Origin of the sequence: Vibrio ziniensis, assembly GCF_011064285.1 — a bacterium.
Lineage (GTDB): Bacteria > Pseudomonadota > Gammaproteobacteria > Enterobacterales > Vibrionaceae > Vibrio > Vibrio ziniensis.
In genome coordinates, this window is record NZ_CP049332.1 from 984,053 (window position 1) to 1,004,373 (window position 20,321).

The window sequence follows — 20,321 nt, forward strand, 5'->3', positions numbered from 1 at the left end:
TTTCATTCCTTACATTGCTTAGGATAAGTAATTATTTGTTTTAATGATTTATCACTCTATAACAATTATATGAATGATGTATGCCGTTTGTTTTTTTATTAGTGAGTTTTGTGCGTTTGGTTAACTCTCCATGCACCGGACATGGAAGCATTTTAGCCATATGTGTTGATAGAGTTTTTGTGATTCGATGATTCGTTAAAGGGGTTAATAAAAATAATATTAATTGTTATAGGCAATTGAGGTCTAAAATTAGAGAAATGGTTTGGAAGGTGGCTATAAAGCAATTATTTTATCGATGGTTTAATTTAATCTTCTGATAAATATATAAAATTTAACGCGTCAGTCTAGTGGTTAGCTCTTAATCGAGTATCTAAGGCAATATGTTAGGAGGTTGATATGGCAGAATATCGACATGCATTGCCTCAGCTTAAGAATGATTTCTTTATGACTGATGGCGGATTAGAAACCACACTTATTTATTTAGACAATTGCGATCTTCCTTATTTTGCAGCATTTCTGTTACTGCAGTCGGATGATGGAAGGCGAGCACTACGCAAATATTTTAACTCCTATGCAGAGATAGCAAGAAAGCACAAAGTTGGCCTTATTTTAGAAACACCTACATGGCGTTCTAATCCCTATTGGGGAGGTTTGCTAGGGTATGATTTGGCGCAACTTGAGAGGGAAAATAGAAAAGCAGTAAGTCTTTTGTTGGAAGTGCGTAAACAATATCAATCTGCAGATACTCCCATTGTCATCAGTGGCTGTATCGGCCCAAGAGGTGATGGTTACGTTGCTAATGAGTTGATGTCCTCTGAAGAGGCACAAGACTACCATGATTTCCAGATTCAAACTTTTTCTGAAGATCACGTAGATATGGTGACAGCTTTAACACTGACTTATTCGAAGGAAGCTATTGGGATTGCTAAGGCTGCTAAAAAGCGACGTATACCCGTAGCGATCTCTTTCACCGTAGAAACCGACGGATGTCTTCCATCTGGAGAGACGCTTTCTGAAGCTATCATGAAGGTTGATTCGTCTACGGATTCATATGTGGCTTATTACATGATTAACTGCGCTCATCCAGAACACTTCCAGTTTGCGGTGAATACGCAGGATACATGGGTTAATCGGATTCGAGGCTTACGAGCAAACGCATCGAAGCTGAGTCATGCAGAATTGAATGAGAGTGAAGATCTTGATGATGGGGACCCAATAGAATTGGCGAGAAATTATGCAGAATTGCTGAAAAATCAGCTTAGAGGTGTTAACGTTGTAGGTGGCTGTTGTGGAACTGATCATCGCCACATTGACCATATCGTCTCGACTTGCTTACCTATATTTCTCAATAGGTAATTAGGGTGGTTCCACCAGTGTTTCAATAAGCAAATATGTAAGGGTTTGCTTATTAACGCTCATTCACTGATCAGGAAATTTTCCAGAATGGTATTACACATACTCTAAAAGTAAAAAAGCGAACCCAAGGTTCGCTTTTTATCATTGAGTCATATCTAAGTTTGTTTCCGACTTGATATGACCTTTCAAAGTCAGATTTGATTACTCGTAGCTATCGATGCTCGGGCAAGAACAGATCAGGTTACGGTCGCCATACACGTTATCGACACGGTTTACTGTTGGCCAGTATTTAGAGTCTTTCGTTTGCTTGCTCGGGAAGCAAGCAACTTCACGTGAATAGGGGTGATCCCATTCTGTGCTTGATAGGTCAACTTGTGTGTGCGGAGCATTTACCAATGGGTTGTTTTCCAATGGCCAATTGCCAGCATGTACTTGATTGATCTCTTCACGAATAGCGATCATGGCATCACAGAAACGGTCTAGCTCTGCCAAATCTTCAGATTCAGTTGGCTCAACCATCAAAGTACCTGCAACTGGGAACGACATTGTTGGCGCGTGGAAACCGTAGTCCATTAAACGCTTCGCGATGTCTTCTTCGCTAATGCCTGTCTCTTCTTTTAGCGGACGAATATCGATAATACATTCATGCGCTACACGACCATTCGTACCACGGTAAAGAACTGGGTAGTGAGGGCGTAGACGTTCCATCACATAGTTAGCGTTTAGAATCGCTACTTTTGTTGCTTCTGTTAAACCTTCTGTACCCATCATAGCAATGTATGCCCATGAGATAGGAAGAATAGATGCACTGCCGATATCTGCTGCAGAAACCGCATAAGCTGTACCTTCAACGCCACCTTCAATATGACCTGGTAGGAATGGTGCTAAGTGAGACTTAACGCCAATTGGCCCCATGCCTGGACCGCCGCCGCCATGTGGAATACAGAACGTCTTGTGAAGGTTTAAGTGTGAAACGTCAGAACCGATGAAGCCCGGTGAAGTTAAACCAACTTGCGCGTTCATGTTTGCGCCATCTAGGTAAACTTGACCGCCTGCTGCGTGTACCATATCGCAAACTTCACGTACTTGCTCTTCATAAACACCGTGTGTCGAAGGGTAAGTGATCATGATGCTAGATAGACTGTCTTTGTGTTTTTCAATCTTATCCGCAAGATCCACTAAATCGATGTTTCCGTTGTCATCACATTTAACCACAACAACTTTCAAAGAAACCATTGAAGCAGTTGCTGGGTTAGTACCGTGTGCTGAGCTTGGGATCAAACACACATTGCGATGACCTTCACCACGGCTTTGGTGGTAACGTTGAATCGCTAGTAAGCCCGCATATTCGCCAGAAGCACCTGAGTTCGGTTGAAGAGAAAACGCATCGTAGCCCGTGATCTCACATAGCTTCTCTTTTAGATCCTTAGCTAAAGCTGTGTAACCGGCTGCTTGTGCTTTCGGTGCAAATGGGTGAAGAGCACCAAATTCTGGCCAAGTCACAGGAATCATTTCAGCTGCAGCGTTCAATTTCATTGTACAGCTGCCGAGCGGAATCATACCGTGGGTTAGTGAAAAGTCTTTATTTTCAAGCTTCTTCAAATAACGCATCATCTGAGTTTCACTGTGGTGTGTGTTAAACACTGGGTGAGTCAGATATTTAGAAGTACGGCGACAGTTCTCTGGGATTGCCGCGAATTCGTTATTTGCGATTGTGTTTGAAATCGCAGTGATGTCTTCTTTTACATCAAAGATAGCAAACAGTGCTTCAATATCGGCTAGAGTTGTTGTCTCGTCTAAGCTAATACCAAGCTGTGTTGACAATTTGCGTAAGTTGATATCAGCTTGTTGAGATTTCTGATAAAGCGCTTCAGTATTGCTAGCAGTGTTGATAGCGATGGTATCGAAAAAGCAATTGTGTGCTAACTCATAACCAGATTTTGTTAAACCTGCAGCTAAGATAGCGGTTAGGTGATGAGTACGACGAGCAATCTTCAATAGACCTTCTGCGCCATGATATACAGCGTAGAAAGAAGCCATGTTTGCTAATAGAGCCTGAGCAGTACAAATGTTCGATGTCGCTTTCTCGCGGCGAATGTGCTGTTCACGAGTTTGCATCGCCATACGAAGGGCTTGATTACCTTTGCTATCGATAGATACACCGATTACGCGACCTGGCATTGTACGCTTATAAGCTTCGCGAGTTGCCATGAATGCGGCGTGTGGACCACCGTAACCCATAGGGACACCAAAGCGTTGAGCCGAACCGATCACAACGTCAGCACCCATCTCACCCGCTGGTTTCAGTAGTGCGCTTGCAAGTAGATCCGTTGCTACAGTGACTAGCGTTTTGTTTACGTGAGCTTTTTCGATGATATCGGTTAAGTCACGAACTTCGCCTGTCGTGCTAGGGTACTGAAGTAGGGCACCGAACACATCTTGCTCAGAAAGGCAATCGATTGCGCCGATAATAACTTCAAAACCAAAGAATTCTGCGCGAGTCTTCACCACTTCGATAGTTTGCGGATGTACGTCATCTGCTACGAAGAAGCGGTTGCTTTTACTTTTACCCGCGCGTTGACATAGTGTCATTGCTTCTGCTGCCGCTGTTGCTTCGTCAAGTAGAGAAGCGTTCGCGATGTCCATAGCCGTTAGGTCCATCACCATTTGTTGGTAGTTCAACAATGACTCTAGGCGACCTTGCGAAATTTCTGGTTGGTATGGCGTGTAAGCAGTGTACCAGCCTGGGTTCTCAAGCACGTTACGTAGGATTACGTTTGGGGTGAACGTGTTGTAATAACCCTGACCGATGAATGTTCTTTTAACTTGGTTTTGCTCTGCGAATACACGCATTGCGGTAAGCATGTCTGCTTCACTTTTTGCTGGAGCAAGCTTAATTGGAGACTCAAGACGAATGCTTGCTGGAACAGTTTCTGCGATAAGTGCGTTTAAGCTTTCTGCTTTAATGGTTGCAAGCATTTTTGCTTGATCGTTAAGATTAGGACCATTGTGTCGAGCAACAAATTCATTTTGTGTGCTTAGGCTATGAAGTAATTCAGTCATTTTCCCTTTACCTTCTAAAACCACGAGACAACTCGATAACGTGGCTTTGAAAAAAGCTGCCCCAAATGGACAGCTTTCCTGTTGTATAAATTAGTCTTCTTCGATTGAGTTCAGATACTCTTCGGCATCTTTAAGGTCATCAAGTTCTGCTGGATCAGACATTTTTACTTTAACAATCCAGCCACCTTCATAAGACTCTTCGTTGATAAGCTCAGGGCTGTCTTGTAGCTCTTCGTTCACTTCTACGATAACACCTGAAACTGGTGCGTAGATGTCAGAAGCTGCTTTTACTGATTCAACAAGAGAAAAGCTGTCGCCAGCATCAATTTCAGTATCGACTTCTGGTAGTTCAACGAAAACGACATCACCCAACATTTCTTGAGCATGTTCAGAAATGCCGATAGTTACAGTGCCATCACCGTTGTCACGAACCCATTCATGGCTTTCTGTAAACTTCAGTGTATTGTCCATTGCTAATTCTCCAAAAAAATATCCAAACTGTTGCCGCTGATTGAATGTGTACTTACGATTTAGTGTCTCATCCAATCTCACAGCTTCATTCAATGTTTTGTTGCTGACAGACTTTTTAGATAGACCCAATCAACAACGATTTCAAATCCTAAACAGCTTAAACCTATTTATTACGACTGATGTATCAAATTCACATCAAAAGTAATGATAGGCATCTCTGGTGCAAATAGAGATTTTTACTATATCAATTTGGGCTAAAGGTATCGTCTAATCTCGTGCGCTCTTAGTTTTAGTTTATGCATTGAGATTTGCACTCCGAACTTGGATACCTAATTAGCCTTTCGTTAGTTAACAATCTTTAGTGCGACCACAATCTAATGATGATGCGAAAAGTAGTATGGCTAACAAGCCAGTAACATACTCTCTGGTGTGACAACAATCAATGAAAAATTTCCTATAGGAAACATAGGTAATGTTTTTGTTATCTAAAGCACGCTTTATTTCTGTACGTACTCTTTAAGGGGACGACATCTTTGTGCAACAATGATTTTCAAATACAGGAATGCTATTCATTAGAGGGAAAGCATGTCAGAAGACATTTATGATGAGTACCCATCAATGATACTTGCCAAAGAAGCAAGTGAACAAAATATAGAGCCGTTAAAGCTCGGACAACGTATTAAAGATATTCGTACTAAGTTAGGCATAACATTAGAAGAAGCAAGTAATAGAACTGGTCTAGCACGGTCTACTCTAAGCAAAATCGAAAACGAACAGATTTCACCGACGTTTCAGGCTATGCAAAAATTAGCGCATGGTCTGCAAATAGATATGCCACAATTATTTGAACCGCCTAAGAAAATTCTGGCAACTGGGCGAAGGGATATTACTAGAAACTCCGCGGGTAAACCGCACCCAACACAAACCTACGAGCATGAGCTATTAGCGACACAACTCTCAAATAAGAAAATGATGCCGTTTAAAAGCCGTGTTCGAGCTCGAGCTTTTGATGAGTATGGTGACTGGGTTCGCCACGATGGCGAAGAGTTTCTGCTCATCCTTGAAGGTGTCGTTATGTTCTACAGTGAGTTTTATGAACCAGTTCGCTTAGAAGAGGGTGATAGTGTTTATTACGATGCCAATATGGGACATATGTTAGTGTCACTGAGTGAAGAAGACGCACATATTCTTTGGGTAACCTCTAAATAAGTAAGTTTCCTATAGTGAAGGCAAACGTTTGCATTTTGTTTTTATTTGAAGAAAAATACGCCGCATTGATGTTTAATGACACAATGCGGCTTTTTTATTGAGTATGGATAATGTGATTGAGTTGTTAAGTTTGACTTTGGTCACTGTTTGAAACTTGTTAAACGGCTAAAACAGGCGCATTCTTGTTTATTATTGGAAACTTGGTTTCCGCTTGATGGAACTTTTGCTTTTGAGATGGCTAACTCTGGATATAAGAGCTTGGCAAAATGGAGAATAAAATGACTCAAGAACATGCGACTCAGGAACTTTTGGTTACACCTCTACACGCCCTACATATAGAAGTAGGCGCTAAGATGGTTCCTTTCGCAGGCTACGATATGCCTGTTCAATATTCGCTAGGCGTAAAGAAAGAGCACTTACATACTCGTGAAGCTGCGGGGCTGTTCGATGTATCTCACATGGGGCAGCTTCGCCTGCATGGTGAAGCCGCTGCACAAGCGCTAGAAACTTTAGTTCCTGTAGATGTTGTTGACCTACCAGTAGGCAAACAACGTTATGCCTTTTTTACTAACGAACAGGGCGGAATTTTAGACGACCTAATGGTTGCTAATTTGGGTGATCATTTGTTCGTTGTTGTTAACGCAGCATGTAAAGAACAGGATATCGATCATTTGCAAGCGCATCTACCATCAGGCGTCGAGCTTGAAATCATCGACGACAGAGCGCTATTAGCATTGCAGGGACCTAAAGCAGCTGAAGTTTTAGCTCGTCTACAGCCTGCTGTTGCTGACATGCTGTTTATGGATATTCAACAAATCATTATTGATGGTATTGAATGCATTGTTAGTCGCAGCGGATACACAGGTGAAGATGGTTACGAAATCTCTGTACCAGCGGATAAAGCTCAAGATTTAGCTCGCAAACTGACTTCGTTTGATGAAGTTGAATGGATTGGTTTGGGAGCGCGTGACTCGCTTCGATTAGAGTGCGGTTTATGTTTGTACGGACACGATTTGGATACAACGACCACGCCAGTTGAAGCAAGCTTATTATGGGCTATTCAGCCAGTACGTCGCACGGGTGGTGTTCGTGAAGGCGGTTTCCCTGGCGCCGATATTATTTTAAATCAGATAGTGACTAAGGATGTTGCTCGTAAACGTGTTGGGTTAGTGGGTCAAACCAAAGCCCCAGTACGAGAAGGCACTGAACTGTTTGATGCTGAAGGGCAACAAATTGGTATCGTTACTAGTGGTACGGCAGGACCAACTGCCGAAAAACCAGTATCTATGGCATATGTTCGTTCTGAATTCTCGGTAATAGGGACACAAGTATTTGCAGAGGTTCGTGGAAAAATGCTACCTATGCAGGTAGAGAAAATGCCGTTTGTGTCGCAAAGATATTACCGAGGCTAGGTAAAGTTAAGTAAATAGTTTTGTCTTAGAAGCTGTAAGTCTATTCTTACGGCTTTTTTTTATTTACAGTAATGGGCTTAAATTATTATGGATTAATGTAAATAACGGATTCTTGCTATGAAACGTAGATTTGCTTCGCTTTTAGCAATCATTGCTGCCAGTTATCAGGTGAGTGCTGCTGAAGACTACCAGTCCTATATCGTGAATGGTTCTTATGCCAATATTACGACTTTCTCTTCCTACGCTGCCCTGTTCATAGACCTTATTGATTACAATGGTACGTACTACGAAGGTAGCTATTGTGGCGGTACAATACTAGATTCTACCCATATCCTGACTGCTGCCCACTGTGTCTATACTAGCGATCCAGATAATAGTCTTTATTCACTATTTACAACTGTGGTTCCAAACTTGCAGTACGAAAGCTATTTTCCTTACAACATTCCTGAAAAGACACGCGTAGCAAAAATTTATTATCGAGATGACTATGATAGTTCAAGTTTAAACAATGACTTAGCTATTTTGGAGTTAGAATCAGAACTCTTAACTATTAGTGAAAGCAATTATTCAATTCGGCCTTCAACTGGCTCAGATTATCGAGACGTTAGTGAATCTTTTGTTGCTGTTGGGCATGGCAATACTGAAACCGGCGTCGATCAAGTGGATTATCTTCAGCGGGCTACGTTGTCATACGTTCCTAACAGTTCATGTGAATACGGCAACATAACTGACACTAAGCTATGTATGGAAGGGGCAGTAAGCTTATCTAATGGATTGGAAACCAGCACTTGTCAAGGTGATTCCGGCGGTCCGTTATATTGGTACAGTGGTGGAGAATACATTCAAGTTGGTTTGACTAGCTATGGCCCAGGAACATTTTGTGGTGATTCAAGATACAGTGCTACATCGGTTTTTACCGAAATATATAACTATGCAGACTGGATTGATAGTGTATTAGCAGGCGATGAGACTGCGAAATATGTTGTAACAGAAGCAACAAGATTAGCCTATGTGGGCATTAGTGACTCTTCTTCTAGCACTAGTGACAATGGTGGTTCATTGGGGTCATGGTTTCTAGTGTTTATGAGCTTATTTGTTGCCATTAGAAGAAACTACAACGCCTAAATTATCAGTTAATATTTTCCAATACTAAATGTCGTTATGATCTGTAGCTAAGGTTATAACGACATTTTTTTCACATCCCCTTTTTTATAGTTCCCTCTCTATCTAATTGTGCGGCCCAGTTCACTAGATGGTTTACTAGGTCTTGTGTAAGTCGCTGTGTCATGCACAATTTACATTATTATTGATATGTTAATATATTAATGTAACTGATATATAAGAGAAATAACTTGGTAAAACTTAAATATGTTTTGGGTCCAATTTACCCATTAGTTGCTACTGCATGTTTACTAATCGCATTGTTCATGATTAGTCGCGTCGGCCTTTCTCTATGGCATTTTGAGCGAGTAGTCGAAGCCCAAGGATGGTATGAAATACTCCTTAGTGGTTTGCGTGTTGATATTGCTTCGATATCTTATTTATTGATTCTTCCTGCACTATTGGCATCACTTATTTCAGGCGAACATTTTGTCGGGCGTATCTGGAATTGGGTGCTTCGCATATGGATTACAGCGGGTATTTGGTTTGTTGTTTACATGGAGGCTGTGACACCGCCGTTTATCATGGAATATGATCTGCGACCAAACCGTCTATTTGTTGAATATCTCATTTATCCTAAAGAAGTGTTCGGCATGCTTTGGTCTGGGTATAAATTCGAACTCTTTAGCTGTGTGATTATCACTTTTGTGGCGTTGCTATACGGTTGGAAGTGGAGTAAAAGAATTACGGCCAATATACACTATCCGCGTTGGTATTGGCGGCCTGTTACAGCCGTTTTTCTTGTTAGCTTGTGCTTGATTGGGGCAAGGTCGACGTTCGATCATCGCCCTCTTAATCCAGCGATGGTCGCTTTTTCTACTGATCCACTTATTAATGATTTAGCATTAAATTCCTCTTACTCAATGCTCTTTGCTGCTAAGCAGATGGGTTCAGAAGCGAGCGCATTTAAGTTTTACCCTCCAATGGATAAGAAAGACATCATTGCGCAAGTTCAATCGTCAATGAATGTCGTGCCAAGTGTCTTTCTTGACCCCAGCAAACCCACATTAGTTAACCATAATGCAATGTTTACAGGACGACACAAAAACATTGTCATTCTATTAATGGAAAGCCACGGCGCTCGGTATGTAAAAAGTCTTGGCGGTAGGGATTTGTCTCCAAACATAGATAAATTGATGAAGGAAGGCTGGGCGTTTACTCGTATGTATGCCAGTGGCACTCGTTCTGTTCGTGGTATTGAAGCCGTAACAACAGGCTTTTCTCCTACACCAGCACGTTCAGTGGTTAAACTTGGTAAAAGTCAGACGAACTTTTTTACTGTTGCGGATTTGCTAAAAGAAAGGAAGTACCATACACAATTTATTTATGGGGGAGAAAGTCATTTTGACAACATGAAGAGCTTCTTCTTGGGTAATGGTTTTGTCGATATGCAAGATTTTCCAACTTTTGTTTCTCCAAAATTTGTTGGTTCGTGGGGAGCATCTGATCAAGACCTTTTTAGCAAAGCAGATGAACAATTTGCTCTATTTTCGGCACAAAAGCAGCCGTTTTTTAGCCTAGTGTTTACTTCTTCTAATCATAGTCCCTTTGAATATCCAGATGGTGTTATTGAACCTAATGATGGACCAAAACAATCGGTGGAAAATGCAGTTAAATATGCTGATCATGCCTTAGGTGAATTTATAGAAAAGGCAAAAAAATCAACCTATTGGAATGATACTGTTTTTGCTGTTATTGCTGACCATGATGCACGAACATTTGGGTCATTACCTGTTCCGATTGGTCATTTTAGAATACCAGCGGTTATTTTTGGTGGAGGTATTGAAGCTCAGCTGGATACCCGATTAGTGAGCCAAATTGATTTAGTTCCGACACTGCTTTCTCTGGCAGGAATTGAAAGTAGAAATCCTATGATCGGTCATGATTTAACCAAGGTTGTGCCGAAAGAAAAGCAACGAGCAATTATGCAGAGAGATAAAAACTTCGCTTGGATGACGCAAGACAATCAGGTTGTCGTTATACAGCCTGAAAAGGGGATATCAACTTATTTGTATAATCCTAAAGAGGATTCATTAATTGCAGCACCAGTCAAAGAAGATGTTGTGTCTAAAGCACACGCTAACGCTATGTGGGGAAATTTAGCATTCGAGAATAACTACTACACTGCCCAGCAGAGCTATTTCATTAGCCAATAGCAATTTAAGTCGTTACTGTAGTTTTAGAGGGGATATTGGTGCTAAGTAACGTATAATGGCTAGCACTCGCTAGAGTTAATGGCTTAGAAAACCAATATCCCTGAAAGTAAGATGCTCCCATATCTTTATATTTTTTGTACATACTCTGGTCTTCAATTCCTTCAAAAACGATGTCTATCTCTTTTGAACGACACAAATAAGTAATGAACTGCAAGTACTGCTCGTAAGCTGCATTAGACATCGATTTTGTAGTCATAACTTTGTCCACTTTGATTTGTTTTAATGGCAAACTCAGAAGGCTGTGGATTGAGCTATAACCAGAACCAAAATCATCTAATGACAGAGAAAATCCCATACTGCTAAGTATGTAAATTTGGTTTATTGCGTGCTTATTTCCATCGAGCATAACCGTTTCTGTTAGCTCCAATATGACGGATTTAGGCGTGATCCCTGAACTTACCGCGAGTGTGTATAGATTTGATGGAAAGTTGGTATCTAAGAGTTGCAATACAGAAACGTTTACGTTCACGCGTATACTGGTATTGTTTGATTGGTTATATTGATAAATAAATTCACATGCTTTGCTGAAAACTAGATATCCAAGTTCGTTGATTAATCCTTTCTTCTCCGCGATTGGGATAAACTCATCGGGGTATATTTCTCCGTAACCTTTTGAGCGCCATCTGACGAGTGCTTCAAAACTAGCCACCATTCCATTGGAAGCATTGATTATCGGTTGGAATTTTACAGTAAGAGAGCGTGAGTGAACGGCTTCTTTAAGTTCCTTTTCTATAAAAAAGAAACGATCAACACTGTACTGAGTTTTACCAGCATAAATTTCGATACGCGAGCTTTTGTTTTCACTTGCAAACTGGCAAGTTCTAGACGCGATGGCAAGACATTCATTTGACGTTAACTGTGCATCGATATACGGATAAACACCAATACTGATTTTGTCGCCATACAATTTACCATACTCAAGAGTAGACTCGGCATAATGTTTGAGAATTTTCCGGCAAAGGTGTTGCAGTTCGCCGGTGGTATAGTTGCCGAACAATAGTACTGCAAAATCGTCTGTCCGGACTCTATAATGCTCACATGAACTGTCTGGAAGTACTCGAAGCGCATCCATCAAATGCTCTATAATTTGCTGAAGAACATCCGTGCCATATTGATTTAAATACGTTTTTATATCGTCGATTTGTATATAAATAAGAGTGGCTTGGTTTTTCTGCGTTTTTGATATGGTCTCGATATCGTGTAGCAGCTTAGCTTTATTTGAGAGTCCGGTAGCATTATCGAAAAATGCAGCCTGGTGTAAGTAGGACTCCATCAACTTTTGGTCTGAAACATCACGATGACAGCCAATCATAAACGTTTGTCCGCATATCGTTTTTGCGGTTGCGACACCTTCAACCCATATGTATTGTCCGTTGGCTTTTCTTAAGCGGTACTGAGTAACAAAGTTGCCACCTTCATCGATATGCTGTCCGATTCGACTGTCAAGTAAAGTTGCATCTAAGGGATGAACAATATCAAACCATTCTGTTAGCTCAATGGTTTTGCTTTCGAAACCGAATTGATGATAAAACTCAGGATTATAAAATGTCATTAAACCTTGTTCATCCATATAGAACACACCGTGTTTGAACACGTCGAAAATGTGAATCAAACGCTTCAAATAGGTGTCATCTAAGACATTTTCTATCACAGACAACTTATCTTGTGTTAACGACATAACCACATACCAACTCTACCTACCGTTATTAAAACAAAGAGAAATATTGGCGGAAGAAACTTAAATTCGAAATACATCAACAAAAGGCATTAGATCAATAAATCTAATGAATGGTTTAATGTAGAGTGATTTGAATTTTGATTCAATTATTGATAATAATGATTGTTGCTATTCGTGCTATAGCGCAAGTTTTGATGACAAATATGTCCATTTGTAATGGACAAAAGTCGTGATTATAGAGCTATAAAAAATGCGGCTATAAGAGCCGCATAATTATACCTACGAGAAGTGTGATTAACGTTCCCAGTAAGCTTCTTCTAGACTGTCTTCACGCTCAGGTAGAGAACGTGACAAACGTGGAGAATGTTGTGTTAATACCTCATAACTTACACGGTTTGCGTATTTACATACTTGAGACAAAGAAGAATAGGTTAAATATGGTTGGTCGTGCTTAACTGAATTAGGAACATTGACCAAATGGAAATTATTCGCTGCCATATCATGCAACAGTGCTGATAAAGCACCATCACCAGCGCCATTTGTATTCTTAATTTCTAATGGACCCCCAAGATATGGACCAATATGCGAATAAACTTTAACTGGACTTGCACAATCATTTTTACGCATTGCACGGCTAAATTCGTATTTATTGAATTCTGGAATATTGCCTGGAAGCAGAGGTAACTCAGTTTCTCTTTTACTTGATTCATCTGTATAACCAGCCATAAATAATCCAACAGGACCTGAGGTGCAAAGCACTAAATCAACCCATTGCAATGCTTTATCTGATGCTAGTAACGGATCCTTTTCACCTGTTAACGCTTCGCCTTCTTCTTCATTCATCGCAACAATAGTGACATTTTCTTTAAGAAATTCTTGCCACCATTTCTCGTTACCTTCAATTACGTATTTAGTACCTAGAGTCAAGACCACTGGAATGTTGTTTGCTTTTGCCAGTCCAATTGCGCGTTCAACCGCTTTTGGCATTGGGTCTTCAGGCTTGCCACGCATAAGATAAGAGGAAACCACAAGTGCGGATGCTTTTTCGAAGACTTGCTCTGGGATACTTTCCGGGCGTAGTTTATTCATATGCCCTTCATTGATAGCAAATGTACGTTCACCATCTTCAGTGATTAGCGTATAACAACGACCAATAGGACCATCAACAGTTTGAAGATGATTCAAGTTCACACGAGATGAAGTTCTGCATAGGTAACGGTAAGCAAATGATCCGACTTCGATATTTTTTGACATGACGCCGAGGAGTACGGATTTACTGTCTGCGAGTACGGAGTAGTTATGAAGGGTGTTACCAATAGTATCACCTGGGTGTTGATGGGTGATCAAATCAAATTCAACTAACTCCTTATACAAAGCATCCGCTTTGTTCTCTTCAAGAACAAGAGAGTGGCCTTTACTTAAGTCGTATTTGGCTAAGAAGTCATCGTTTACTCGAGCTTCAATATCAACAATTGTTTGACCTACACCGACGATAGTCGGTCTGTGTAGCTTTGGTGCTTGCTGAATATGATTAAGCAATGGATCTCGAGCATGTGTCGGAAAGTAGTGCTTAGATTTACGCTGTCCGGGAAACTTCATCTTTACTGTTAGGCAATAGAAATATTTCGTGCATAATATCACAAAATTATTTTGATATTTTCATTTTATTACACGAGAAATGGTTTTATTTTGGAACCATTTCTCGTGTGGCTTAGCTCTACTGGTCTGCAACTTGGTTCGATTGGAATGCGTTATATGCTTTTGTTCCCCATAGTGGCACTGTCGACAAGCTGTGTTTGAAACTGCCGTCAGTTTCTTTAGTTGTATATGACAAATAAAGAAGAGTTTGGTTTTCAGGATCAAAAATACGTCTTACTTTCATGGTTTTGAAAAAGATACTCTTTGATTGTTTGAAAACAACCTCACCAGATTTACTCTTATCAATCGCCGCAATCATCTCTGGCGTAATGTCACCTGTCTGTCTACATGAGATAGAACTATCACTAGGGTCTGAAAGGCTCAAATTTGCTTCTATGGAAGCAATATGGCAGGTAACACCTTCAATTTTGTCATCATGAAGCGAAGTTATTTTAATGTCTTTAAGAGTAAAAACACCCAGTGACACATCACCAACTTCGTTATCTGAACAACCGATTAGCAGCGTAGAAAGACCTACCGCCAAAAGTAATTTTCTCATTTTTCTTCCTATGGCGTTTCGTTCAAAACTATGCCCATCATATACCAACTTGAAAGCAGATACAGAAGCAAATCTCTGACTACAAACGCAGAAAGATCTATTAGATGAGACATCAAGACTTGTTAGATTGGTTCTAGCTAAGTATCCTTCGCTTATTCATTACGGCTAAACAAAGCATTAGCGTAAGCACTTCAATAGAAGAAAATTACATGACAGATTCCTATCTAAGCGTCGTAAAAGTTAAAAACCAGTGGTTGTTCGATCAAGTAGAAGTCGAGTTTCCTACGCCAGAAAGTTTAAAAGGGCGAGCTATCTACCAAGCGATTTGTGAAAGTAGCAAGATTACACCGATGGCTAGAAATATTGAAGGAATAGGCATTAATTCGGATGACATATATCTGGTTGATTTCCATCGTTTGACCGTCATGTTTTCACTACTTCAAGCTTCTCGTGGGTGTAATGAACAGGAGAAACATTATCTATTAGAGTTTTTTACTCAGATTATTTTCTCCGAACCTTGTTATCTTTATGTCGGTTTCAACCAATCTGAGCCAGTCGCCGCTGCGTTAGTAACACACTTTGAAAATGAATTATTGGTTTCGGACATTGTAATTAAAGATCCAAGCTACGGTTCCAACGAGCAATTCGCGCAAGCTGTAACCAATAAATGGTTAAAAAGTAATGAGTTTGCAGGATCGTTCTATATTGAGTTGTAATAAAAATCAGGGAATGCAGTAAGAAATTTCTGCGTTGATTTAAACAGTGACAATGCTACAAATTATGAACATTGCTCCATAAGCTCATTTCAAATTGTTAACTGAATCATTTTTCCTCTTTATTTTGTATTTAAACTGCAAGGAAAGGAGAAATATTATGGTTGGCAAAAAGACGAACTGCGTTATTTTTGATTGCGAAGGTACATTAGTCGATAGTGAGCGTTTGTGTTGTGAAGCCTTAGTACAGGTGTTTCATGAAATAGGGGCGGATCTATCTATTGAAGATATCATTGATAACTTTGAAGGTGGGAAAATAGCCGACATCATGCACTCAACTTTGCAACTTGCCGAAAAAACAGCAGATGTTGATGTTTTAGAACAAAGATATCGGGAAGTACTGGAGCCTCTTTTTTCACAGAAACTGATGCCAATGAGAGGAGCTGTTGAGCTTTTAGATTGGCTACGTGAAACAGAAACGGAATTTTGTGTTACGTCGAATGCTCCCAAAGAGCGAATAGAACTTGTTCTAAAATCAGCAGGGTTGTATAGCTATTTTCAAGGCAAAATTTTCTCAGCGTTTGAAGCAAATAGCTGGAAGCCCGAGCCAGATCTTATTCGTTATTGCGCTATGAATATGGGCTTTATGCTTGATGAATGTGTGTATGTGGATGATACTGAGAAAGGAATAAAAGCGGGACTCAATGCTGGAGTGAGTACATTTCAAATAACGCCTTTAACTTGGCAAAACCGAGTCTCTGATCCTAACGTAACGGTGCTAGATAGTTTAGAACAGTTGGCGCTCTATTTATCTTAACTCTGATTTCAATTTGCTAAACTAATGAAGTGTATTCTCTGACACATGGATGTATGGGGTTAACACTGTATTCGCAGATAAAATGGTTGGAATGACGTTGCTCAGTTCCAGAGTTTGGAATCCACATTTCCCACAAACAAACTTTTCGCCACTTTCGGATATCAGAAACTCATCGCCTTGGCATAGAGGGCAACACTCGATCATATTCATCACACATTCTCTTTAAACTGTTTTTTATTATGTAGTATTAGCTATTGCTTTATTTATGTTCAGAATAAACGGAATGTCGGTCGGTGATTGTTATAATTACACTATTCTTTCATTTTTTGAGATTCATTTCATAAATCTATGAATTGAGCTTATTGATGGTAGAGCCTTTATTAACGTAGATAGTGATTTTGATAGAAACTTATGAAAACGAAAAGAAAAATATTTAAGTGGAGTCGAATAAATGAATGATAAATTTTGTATTGTTTTAACCACAACAAACAGTCAAGAAGTTACCCAGCAATTGATTCGTAATTTACTATCAAATCAGTTGGCAGCCTGTATTCAAACATTACCGATTAATAGCCATTACATCTGGGAAGGGGAAGTGTGTAATGATGAAGAGATACTTCTAGTGATAAAAACACAAGCCCATTTATTTTCCCAAATCGAGGGAGTGATTGAACAAATTCATAACTATGAAGTCCCACAGCTTGTTCAGGTGCCGATAACTGACGGCTTCAATCCCTATTTAAAATGGATTGAAGCCAATACGCTTTAGGAATGGAATCGTTGGGGGTTGATGCGACGTTGTACATTAAGCAAAGTGAGTGAAGCCAACGCACCTAAGGTATCGCAAAGCATGTCTTTTTGCGCGTCCCAGATATCGCCTTGCGAGCCCAAAAATGCTATACCTTCGTCACCGCCCGCAAGGTCCGCATACCACCATTCAACTATTTCATAGCCAGCAGCAATACTCATAATACAAAAAAGTGCATAGCTTGCGGCTAGCCAAGGTTTCGCCAGTCGTTTTCGGATAAGTAGTTCAGCAATGGGGTAAGCGTATAACCCAATAGAAAAGTGAGCGACACGGTCAAAATTATTACGATCTGAAGCAATTAACTGGTTAAACCAATCAAATGGAACCTCGGCGAAAGTATATTTTGCTCCGACAGTGTGAAGCGTCAGCCAGATAAAGAACAGCACGTATGACGTTGTACTCAGCGTTTGTTTGATTGACACCCACCATACAATCATAAGTATCAATAGAGCTGGAATAATTTCAGCTATCCAGACAGCTCTAGAAGATGGACATATGGCTGAAAAAACAAAGACGCCAGAATACGCCACACTCAAAACTGATAGGCTTTTAGGTAGATTCATAAATCATCAATCCTTTACTCATTTTTCATGAGTATGTTTACATCATTAGAAACAGTGTTCAATTAAGTTTTGTGAAAAATTGAATAGAATAATCTTACACTCATTTATAATTTTACTTGTCGCTAGTGGTAAAAATTGAATAAAGGTCAAAGCCTTAATAGTTTCGTTCTAATCTTACTCGACAAAAAGGAACACATGGCTTTGAATAAAAGAAGGGAAGATTGAGAGAAACTATATGACTGAAGCACAGCAATTGTCCGCAACGTTTCAAAACTATGTTGAAAATCCTTTATTGTGGCCAATTTTGGAAGTGTTGAAACGTCAACCGTCAGGTTGGAAAGTTCATAAGCTAGCCGCGCATTTAATTGAACTAGAGTTGATGCCCACTTTAGATGAAGCACCAGAGAAAGATCTATTCAAACGAAACTTTCTCATTATGAATGCGCTCTACCAGTTGCAAGAGACATTGTATCCGAAGCAATGGCTCCAGGTCGAAGCGATGGATATCATCCTGATGCCCATGTTTCGTAATGCTTCACACTATATTGATGTAGACGATCCATTACGTGAGTATTATTGTCAGTGGGAACATTACGAAGCGAGTGAAGGGGAAGTGAAGCGCTTGCTCAATGAGTTCTGGACTCGTTATCGCAAGTTTGTGGGTGGCAGTAGTAAAGATCTCAATCGACAGCAAGCACTTAGATTGTTTGAGTTGAATGACAATGCCACGCATTTTGAGATTCGTAAAACATGGCGAAAGCTAGCGCTAAGATGGCACCCTGACCGCGATAACGGAAATGCTGAGAAGTTTAGGATTCTATGTGAAGCATGGAATATCCTTCGCCAAGAAGCTTAAGAAACGTAAGATGAAAAAACAGCGCGGTTATCGCGCTGTTTTTGTTTGAAGCGTAATGAACTATCAGTTCCTGAACTTAGCTTTACGGAAACGGTTAAGAGCTGCCATCGTATCTAAGACTCGTGGTTTAGCAAGGTCGCCATGGTTTGGCATATTCTCATGCCAATTATCTCCAAGCATTGCTACTAAATCTTGCGCTGGATTCTTTGACCATCCTGGTGTTTGTGCCAGTTGGAACCACAGCCAGCCGATAGCATTGATTTCAGACGGTGACTCAATCTGCTCTAAGGCTGATAACTCTGTAAACTCTTTACCAAAACGCAGTGAATCGGTGCCTTTTGCTGAAACTCGAAACTTACCCTCTGCCAGTATTGCTTGTAGAGCCATGCAATTTAATGAGCGAGGAGTAATGGTCTCCAGTGGCGTTTCACATTCATTTTTGCGCTCAGTAGGGTGAAGAACAATAACTTGCTGCGCTTTCTCTGTTACATCGATAGCTTGGAAATCATGCATTTGAATCACGGTGTCTGCGACATCCAGATAATCACCTGAACCTCCCATAACCACTAAACTTGAGATACCCATTTCATCGCGTAGTTGTCCAATACGATCAACTAAAGGTGTAATTGGCTCATCTCCTTTGCTGACCAGTGCTTGCATACGTTCGTCACGAATCATAAAGTTTGTTGCTGATGTATCTTCATCTATAAGCAGAGTTGTTACGCCTGCTTCAATTGATTCTTGAAGCCATGCCGCTTGAGAGGTTGAACCGGATGCATCTTGAGTGCTGAAATCACGGGTGTCTCTGCCTAATGGTAGATGGTTGATGTAGTTTGCGAGATTAAGGTTATGAACACAGCGTCCATCTTCGGCGCGAATTTTCATAGAATTGTAGTCTGAGACAATCCCTTCACGGCCATCGCCTGGAATATGGTTGTAGATCGAACGCTCTATCGCTGTAAGCAATGTGGATTTACCATGAAAACCGCCACCAACTATTAAAGTGATCCCTTTAGGAATACCAAGACCGCGAATCTCTCCTTTATTCGGTGCAACCATGGTGGTTTCCAGTTCTTTAGGTGACTGGAATTCTACGGCATCTTTCATGGGTAGATCGCAGTTACCTGCGATACGTGGCAATACGCTACCATTTGCGATGAATGCTACTAAATTTTTGTCTGAAAGCTGTGCACGCAATGCTTCTTGGTCTTCGACGATTTCACAGTGCTGAGCAAGTGCTTCCATATCTAGTTCACGTGAATTGGTTGCTTTACGAATGAACTTAGGCATATGAAAAGTCAGTGTGTTCAATGCTTTTTTAGCTAGAATGTCGCGGCCTTCAGCTGGGAGTGACATACGAAAACGTAGTTCAATACCGTGCTCAGTAAATAGTACCGAAGTACTATCCATAACAGTTTGACCGGTAACGTGGATAGTCACAGAGTTTTCCTGCTTAGCAAACTCGGCAAATGATCGTGCGATAAAGTCTCTCGCTGCCATTTGATAGGCAGCAGACTTGTCTTTCAGCCATGCTAGACCAGTTAGTGACCAGGCTCTTGTTGCGCGTAAGCGTGAAGCAGACGCGAATGGATCTGACTGAACATAATCGATATACAGATTGTAATCACCGAAGTCATATTCGCCTTTGATTTGCTGATATGCGCGATAATTCTGCTTCTCGAGTTTTTTCAGTTTTGCTGTTAATACGTCCATCACGACTGCTCTTGGAATAATAAAAAGGGGGCGATTATAGGTAGCCCTATCAAGGGAGTAAAGCCATGTGTTGCTTAATCCTTGTGGG

At 40.5% G+C, this 20,321-nt stretch carries 17 protein-coding genes; 9 read left to right on the forward strand and 8 right to left on the reverse strand.

Annotated features, from left to right (window positions below):
* Positions 1-396 precede the first annotated feature (396 nt).
* Positions 397-1,356, forward strand: coding sequence for a homocysteine S-methyltransferase family protein (locus tag G5S32_RS19330; RefSeq protein WP_165313783.1), 960 nt, complete (start codon positions 397-399; stop codon positions 1,354-1,356).
* Positions 1,357-1,557: 201 nt separating this feature from the next.
* On the opposite strand, the gene gcvP is transcribed toward G5S32_RS19330, so the two are convergent.
* Positions 1,558-4,419: an aminomethyl-transferring glycine dehydrogenase gene (gcvP, locus tag G5S32_RS19335; protein ID WP_165313784.1), complete on the reverse strand. Its 2,862-nt coding sequence runs from the start codon at positions 4,417-4,419 to the stop codon at positions 1,558-1,560.
* Between the two features lie 90 nt (positions 4,420-4,509).
* Positions 4,510-4,890 (reverse strand): glycine cleavage system protein GcvH, encoded by a 381-nt coding sequence (gene gcvH, locus G5S32_RS19340; RefSeq protein ID WP_165313785.1) that lies wholly within the window; start codon positions 4,888-4,890, stop codon positions 4,510-4,512.
* Between the two features lie 585 nt (positions 4,891-5,475).
* On the opposite strand from gcvH, the gene G5S32_RS19345 reads away from it, so the two are divergent.
* The 4 genes from G5S32_RS19345 (at position 5,476) to G5S32_RS19360 (ending at position 10,828) form a co-directional block, all read left to right on the forward strand.
* Positions 5,476-6,099 carry a helix-turn-helix domain-containing protein gene (locus tag G5S32_RS19345; RefSeq protein ID WP_165313786.1) on the forward strand — a complete coding sequence of 208 codons (624 nt, stop codon included), beginning with the start codon at positions 5,476-5,478 and terminating at the stop codon, positions 6,097-6,099.
* A gap of 278 nt (positions 6,100-6,377) precedes the next feature.
* Positions 6,378-7,511 carry a glycine cleavage system aminomethyltransferase GcvT gene (gene gcvT / locus G5S32_RS19350; protein ID WP_207621639.1) on the forward strand — a complete coding sequence of 378 codons (1,134 nt, stop codon included), beginning with the start codon at positions 6,378-6,380 and terminating at the stop codon, positions 7,509-7,511.
* A gap of 117 nt (positions 7,512-7,628) precedes the next feature.
* Positions 7,629-8,636, forward strand: a complete 1,008-nt coding sequence (locus G5S32_RS19355) for a S1 family peptidase (RefSeq protein ID WP_165313788.1) — start codon at positions 7,629-7,631, stop codon at positions 8,634-8,636.
* Between the two features lie 227 nt (positions 8,637-8,863).
* The gene (locus G5S32_RS19360; RefSeq protein WP_207621640.1) at positions 8,864-10,828 is read left to right on the forward strand and encodes an LTA synthase family protein; all 1,965 of its coding nucleotides are present in this window, start codon (positions 8,864-8,866) and stop codon (positions 10,826-10,828) included.
* A gap of 4 nt (positions 10,829-10,832) precedes the next feature.
* Here the strand turns inward: G5S32_RS19360 and G5S32_RS19365 are convergent, their stop codons facing one another.
* The 3 genes from G5S32_RS19365 to G5S32_RS19375 all read right to left on the reverse strand — a co-directional run bounded on the left by G5S32_RS19365 (position 10,833) and on the right by G5S32_RS19375 (position 14,763).
* Complete coding sequence (locus G5S32_RS19365) at positions 10,833-12,566, reverse strand: EAL domain-containing protein (protein WP_165313789.1); 1,734 nt, start codon at positions 12,564-12,566, stop codon at positions 10,833-10,835.
* 294 nt (positions 12,567-12,860) lie between these two features.
* On the reverse strand, positions 12,861-14,165 hold the full coding sequence (locus G5S32_RS19370; protein ID WP_165313790.1) for an inosine/guanosine kinase: 1,305 nt from the start codon (positions 14,163-14,165) through the stop codon (positions 12,861-12,863).
* A gap of 118 nt (positions 14,166-14,283) precedes the next feature.
* The gene (locus G5S32_RS19375) at positions 14,284-14,763 is read right to left on the reverse strand and encodes a CreA family protein (RefSeq protein ID WP_165313791.1); all 480 of its coding nucleotides are present in this window, start codon (positions 14,761-14,763) and stop codon (positions 14,284-14,286) included.
* A gap of 209 nt (positions 14,764-14,972) precedes the next feature.
* Here G5S32_RS19375 and G5S32_RS19380 point away from each other — a divergent pair, with 209 nt between their 5' ends.
* Both G5S32_RS19380 and G5S32_RS19385 read left to right on the forward strand, forming a co-directional pair.
* Positions 14,973-15,479: a hypothetical protein gene (locus G5S32_RS19380; RefSeq protein ID WP_165313792.1), complete on the forward strand. Its 507-nt coding sequence runs from the start codon at positions 14,973-14,975 to the stop codon at positions 15,477-15,479.
* Between the two features lie 157 nt (positions 15,480-15,636).
* Complete coding sequence (locus tag G5S32_RS19385) at positions 15,637-16,293, forward strand: HAD family hydrolase (RefSeq protein WP_165313793.1); 657 nt, start codon at positions 15,637-15,639, stop codon at positions 16,291-16,293.
* Between the two features lie 21 nt (positions 16,294-16,314).
* Here the strand turns inward: G5S32_RS19385 and G5S32_RS19390 are convergent, their stop codons facing one another.
* The gene (locus G5S32_RS19390) at positions 16,315-16,503 is read right to left on the reverse strand and encodes a transcription initiation factor TFIIIB (protein ID WP_165314209.1); all 189 of its coding nucleotides are present in this window, start codon (positions 16,501-16,503) and stop codon (positions 16,315-16,317) included.
* 241 nt (positions 16,504-16,744) lie between these two features.
* Here G5S32_RS19390 and cutA point away from each other — a divergent pair, with 241 nt between their 5' ends.
* Entirely contained in the window at positions 16,745-17,062 is a 318-nt protein-coding gene (cutA, locus tag G5S32_RS19395) for a divalent-cation tolerance protein CutA (RefSeq protein WP_165313794.1), read from the forward strand.
* Here cutA and G5S32_RS19400 read toward each other — a convergent pair.
* Positions 17,059-17,664, reverse strand: a complete 606-nt coding sequence (locus G5S32_RS19400; RefSeq protein ID WP_165313795.1) for a DUF2238 domain-containing protein — start codon at positions 17,662-17,664, stop codon at positions 17,059-17,061. The genes cutA and G5S32_RS19400 overlap by 4 nt on opposite strands.
* Positions 17,665-17,899: 235 nt before the next feature.
* Between G5S32_RS19400 and G5S32_RS19405 the strand changes: the two genes are divergently transcribed.
* The gene (locus tag G5S32_RS19405; RefSeq protein WP_165313796.1) at positions 17,900-18,520 is read left to right on the forward strand and encodes a DNA-J related domain-containing protein; all 621 of its coding nucleotides are present in this window, start codon (positions 17,900-17,902) and stop codon (positions 18,518-18,520) included.
* A 63-nt stretch (positions 18,521-18,583) separates the two neighbouring features.
* Here the strand turns inward: G5S32_RS19405 and G5S32_RS19410 are convergent, their stop codons facing one another.
* Positions 18,584-20,233 carry an ABC-ATPase domain-containing protein gene (locus G5S32_RS19410; protein WP_165314210.1) on the reverse strand — a complete coding sequence of 550 codons (1,650 nt, stop codon included), beginning with the start codon at positions 20,231-20,233 and terminating at the stop codon, positions 18,584-18,586.
* Between the last annotated feature and the right edge of the window lie 88 nt (positions 20,234-20,321).

Bases quoted from the DNA above. Each gene is read 5' to 3' on its own strand.
- G5S32_RS19330 (WP_165313783.1), top strand. From the start codon at position 397: ATGGCAGAATATCGACATGCATTGCCTCAGCTTAAGAATGATTTCTTT.
- gcvP (WP_165313784.1), bottom strand. From the start codon at position 4,419: ATGACTGAATTACTTCATAGCCTAAGCACACAAAATGAATTTGTTGCT.
- gcvH (WP_165313785.1), bottom strand. From the start codon at position 4,890: ATGGACAATACACTGAAGTTTACAGAAAGCCATGAATGGGTTCGTGAC.
- G5S32_RS19345 (WP_165313786.1), top strand. From the start codon at position 5,476: ATGTCAGAAGACATTTATGATGAGTACCCATCAATGATACTTGCCAAA.
- gcvT (WP_207621639.1), top strand. From the start codon at position 6,378: ATGACTCAAGAACATGCGACTCAGGAACTTTTGGTTACACCTCTACAC.
- G5S32_RS19355 (WP_165313788.1), top strand. From the start codon at position 7,629: ATGAAACGTAGATTTGCTTCGCTTTTAGCAATCATTGCTGCCAGTTAT.
- G5S32_RS19365 (WP_165313789.1), bottom strand. From the start codon at position 12,566: ATGTCGTTAACACAAGATAAGTTGTCTGTGATAGAAAATGTCTTAGAT.
- G5S32_RS19370 (WP_165313790.1), bottom strand. From the start codon at position 14,165: ATGAAGTTTCCCGGACAGCGTAAATCTAAGCACTACTTTCCGACACAT.
- G5S32_RS19375 (WP_165313791.1), bottom strand. From the start codon at position 14,763: ATGAGAAAATTACTTTTGGCGGTAGGTCTTTCTACGCTGCTAATCGGT.
- G5S32_RS19380 (WP_165313792.1), top strand. From the start codon at position 14,973: ATGACAGATTCCTATCTAAGCGTCGTAAAAGTTAAAAACCAGTGGTTG.
- G5S32_RS19385 (WP_165313793.1), top strand. From the start codon at position 15,637: ATGGTTGGCAAAAAGACGAACTGCGTTATTTTTGATTGCGAAGGTACA.
- G5S32_RS19390 (WP_165314209.1), bottom strand. From the start codon at position 16,503: ATGAATATGATCGAGTGTTGCCCTCTATGCCAAGGCGATGAGTTTCTG.
- cutA (WP_165313794.1), top strand. From the start codon at position 16,745: ATGAATGATAAATTTTGTATTGTTTTAACCACAACAAACAGTCAAGAA.
- G5S32_RS19400 (WP_165313795.1), bottom strand. From the start codon at position 17,664: ATGAATCTACCTAAAAGCCTATCAGTTTTGAGTGTGGCGTATTCTGGC.
- G5S32_RS19405 (WP_165313796.1), top strand. From the start codon at position 17,900: ATGACTGAAGCACAGCAATTGTCCGCAACGTTTCAAAACTATGTTGAA.
- G5S32_RS19410 (WP_165314210.1), bottom strand. From the start codon at position 20,233: ATGGACGTATTAACAGCAAAACTGAAAAAACTCGAGAAGCAGAATTAT.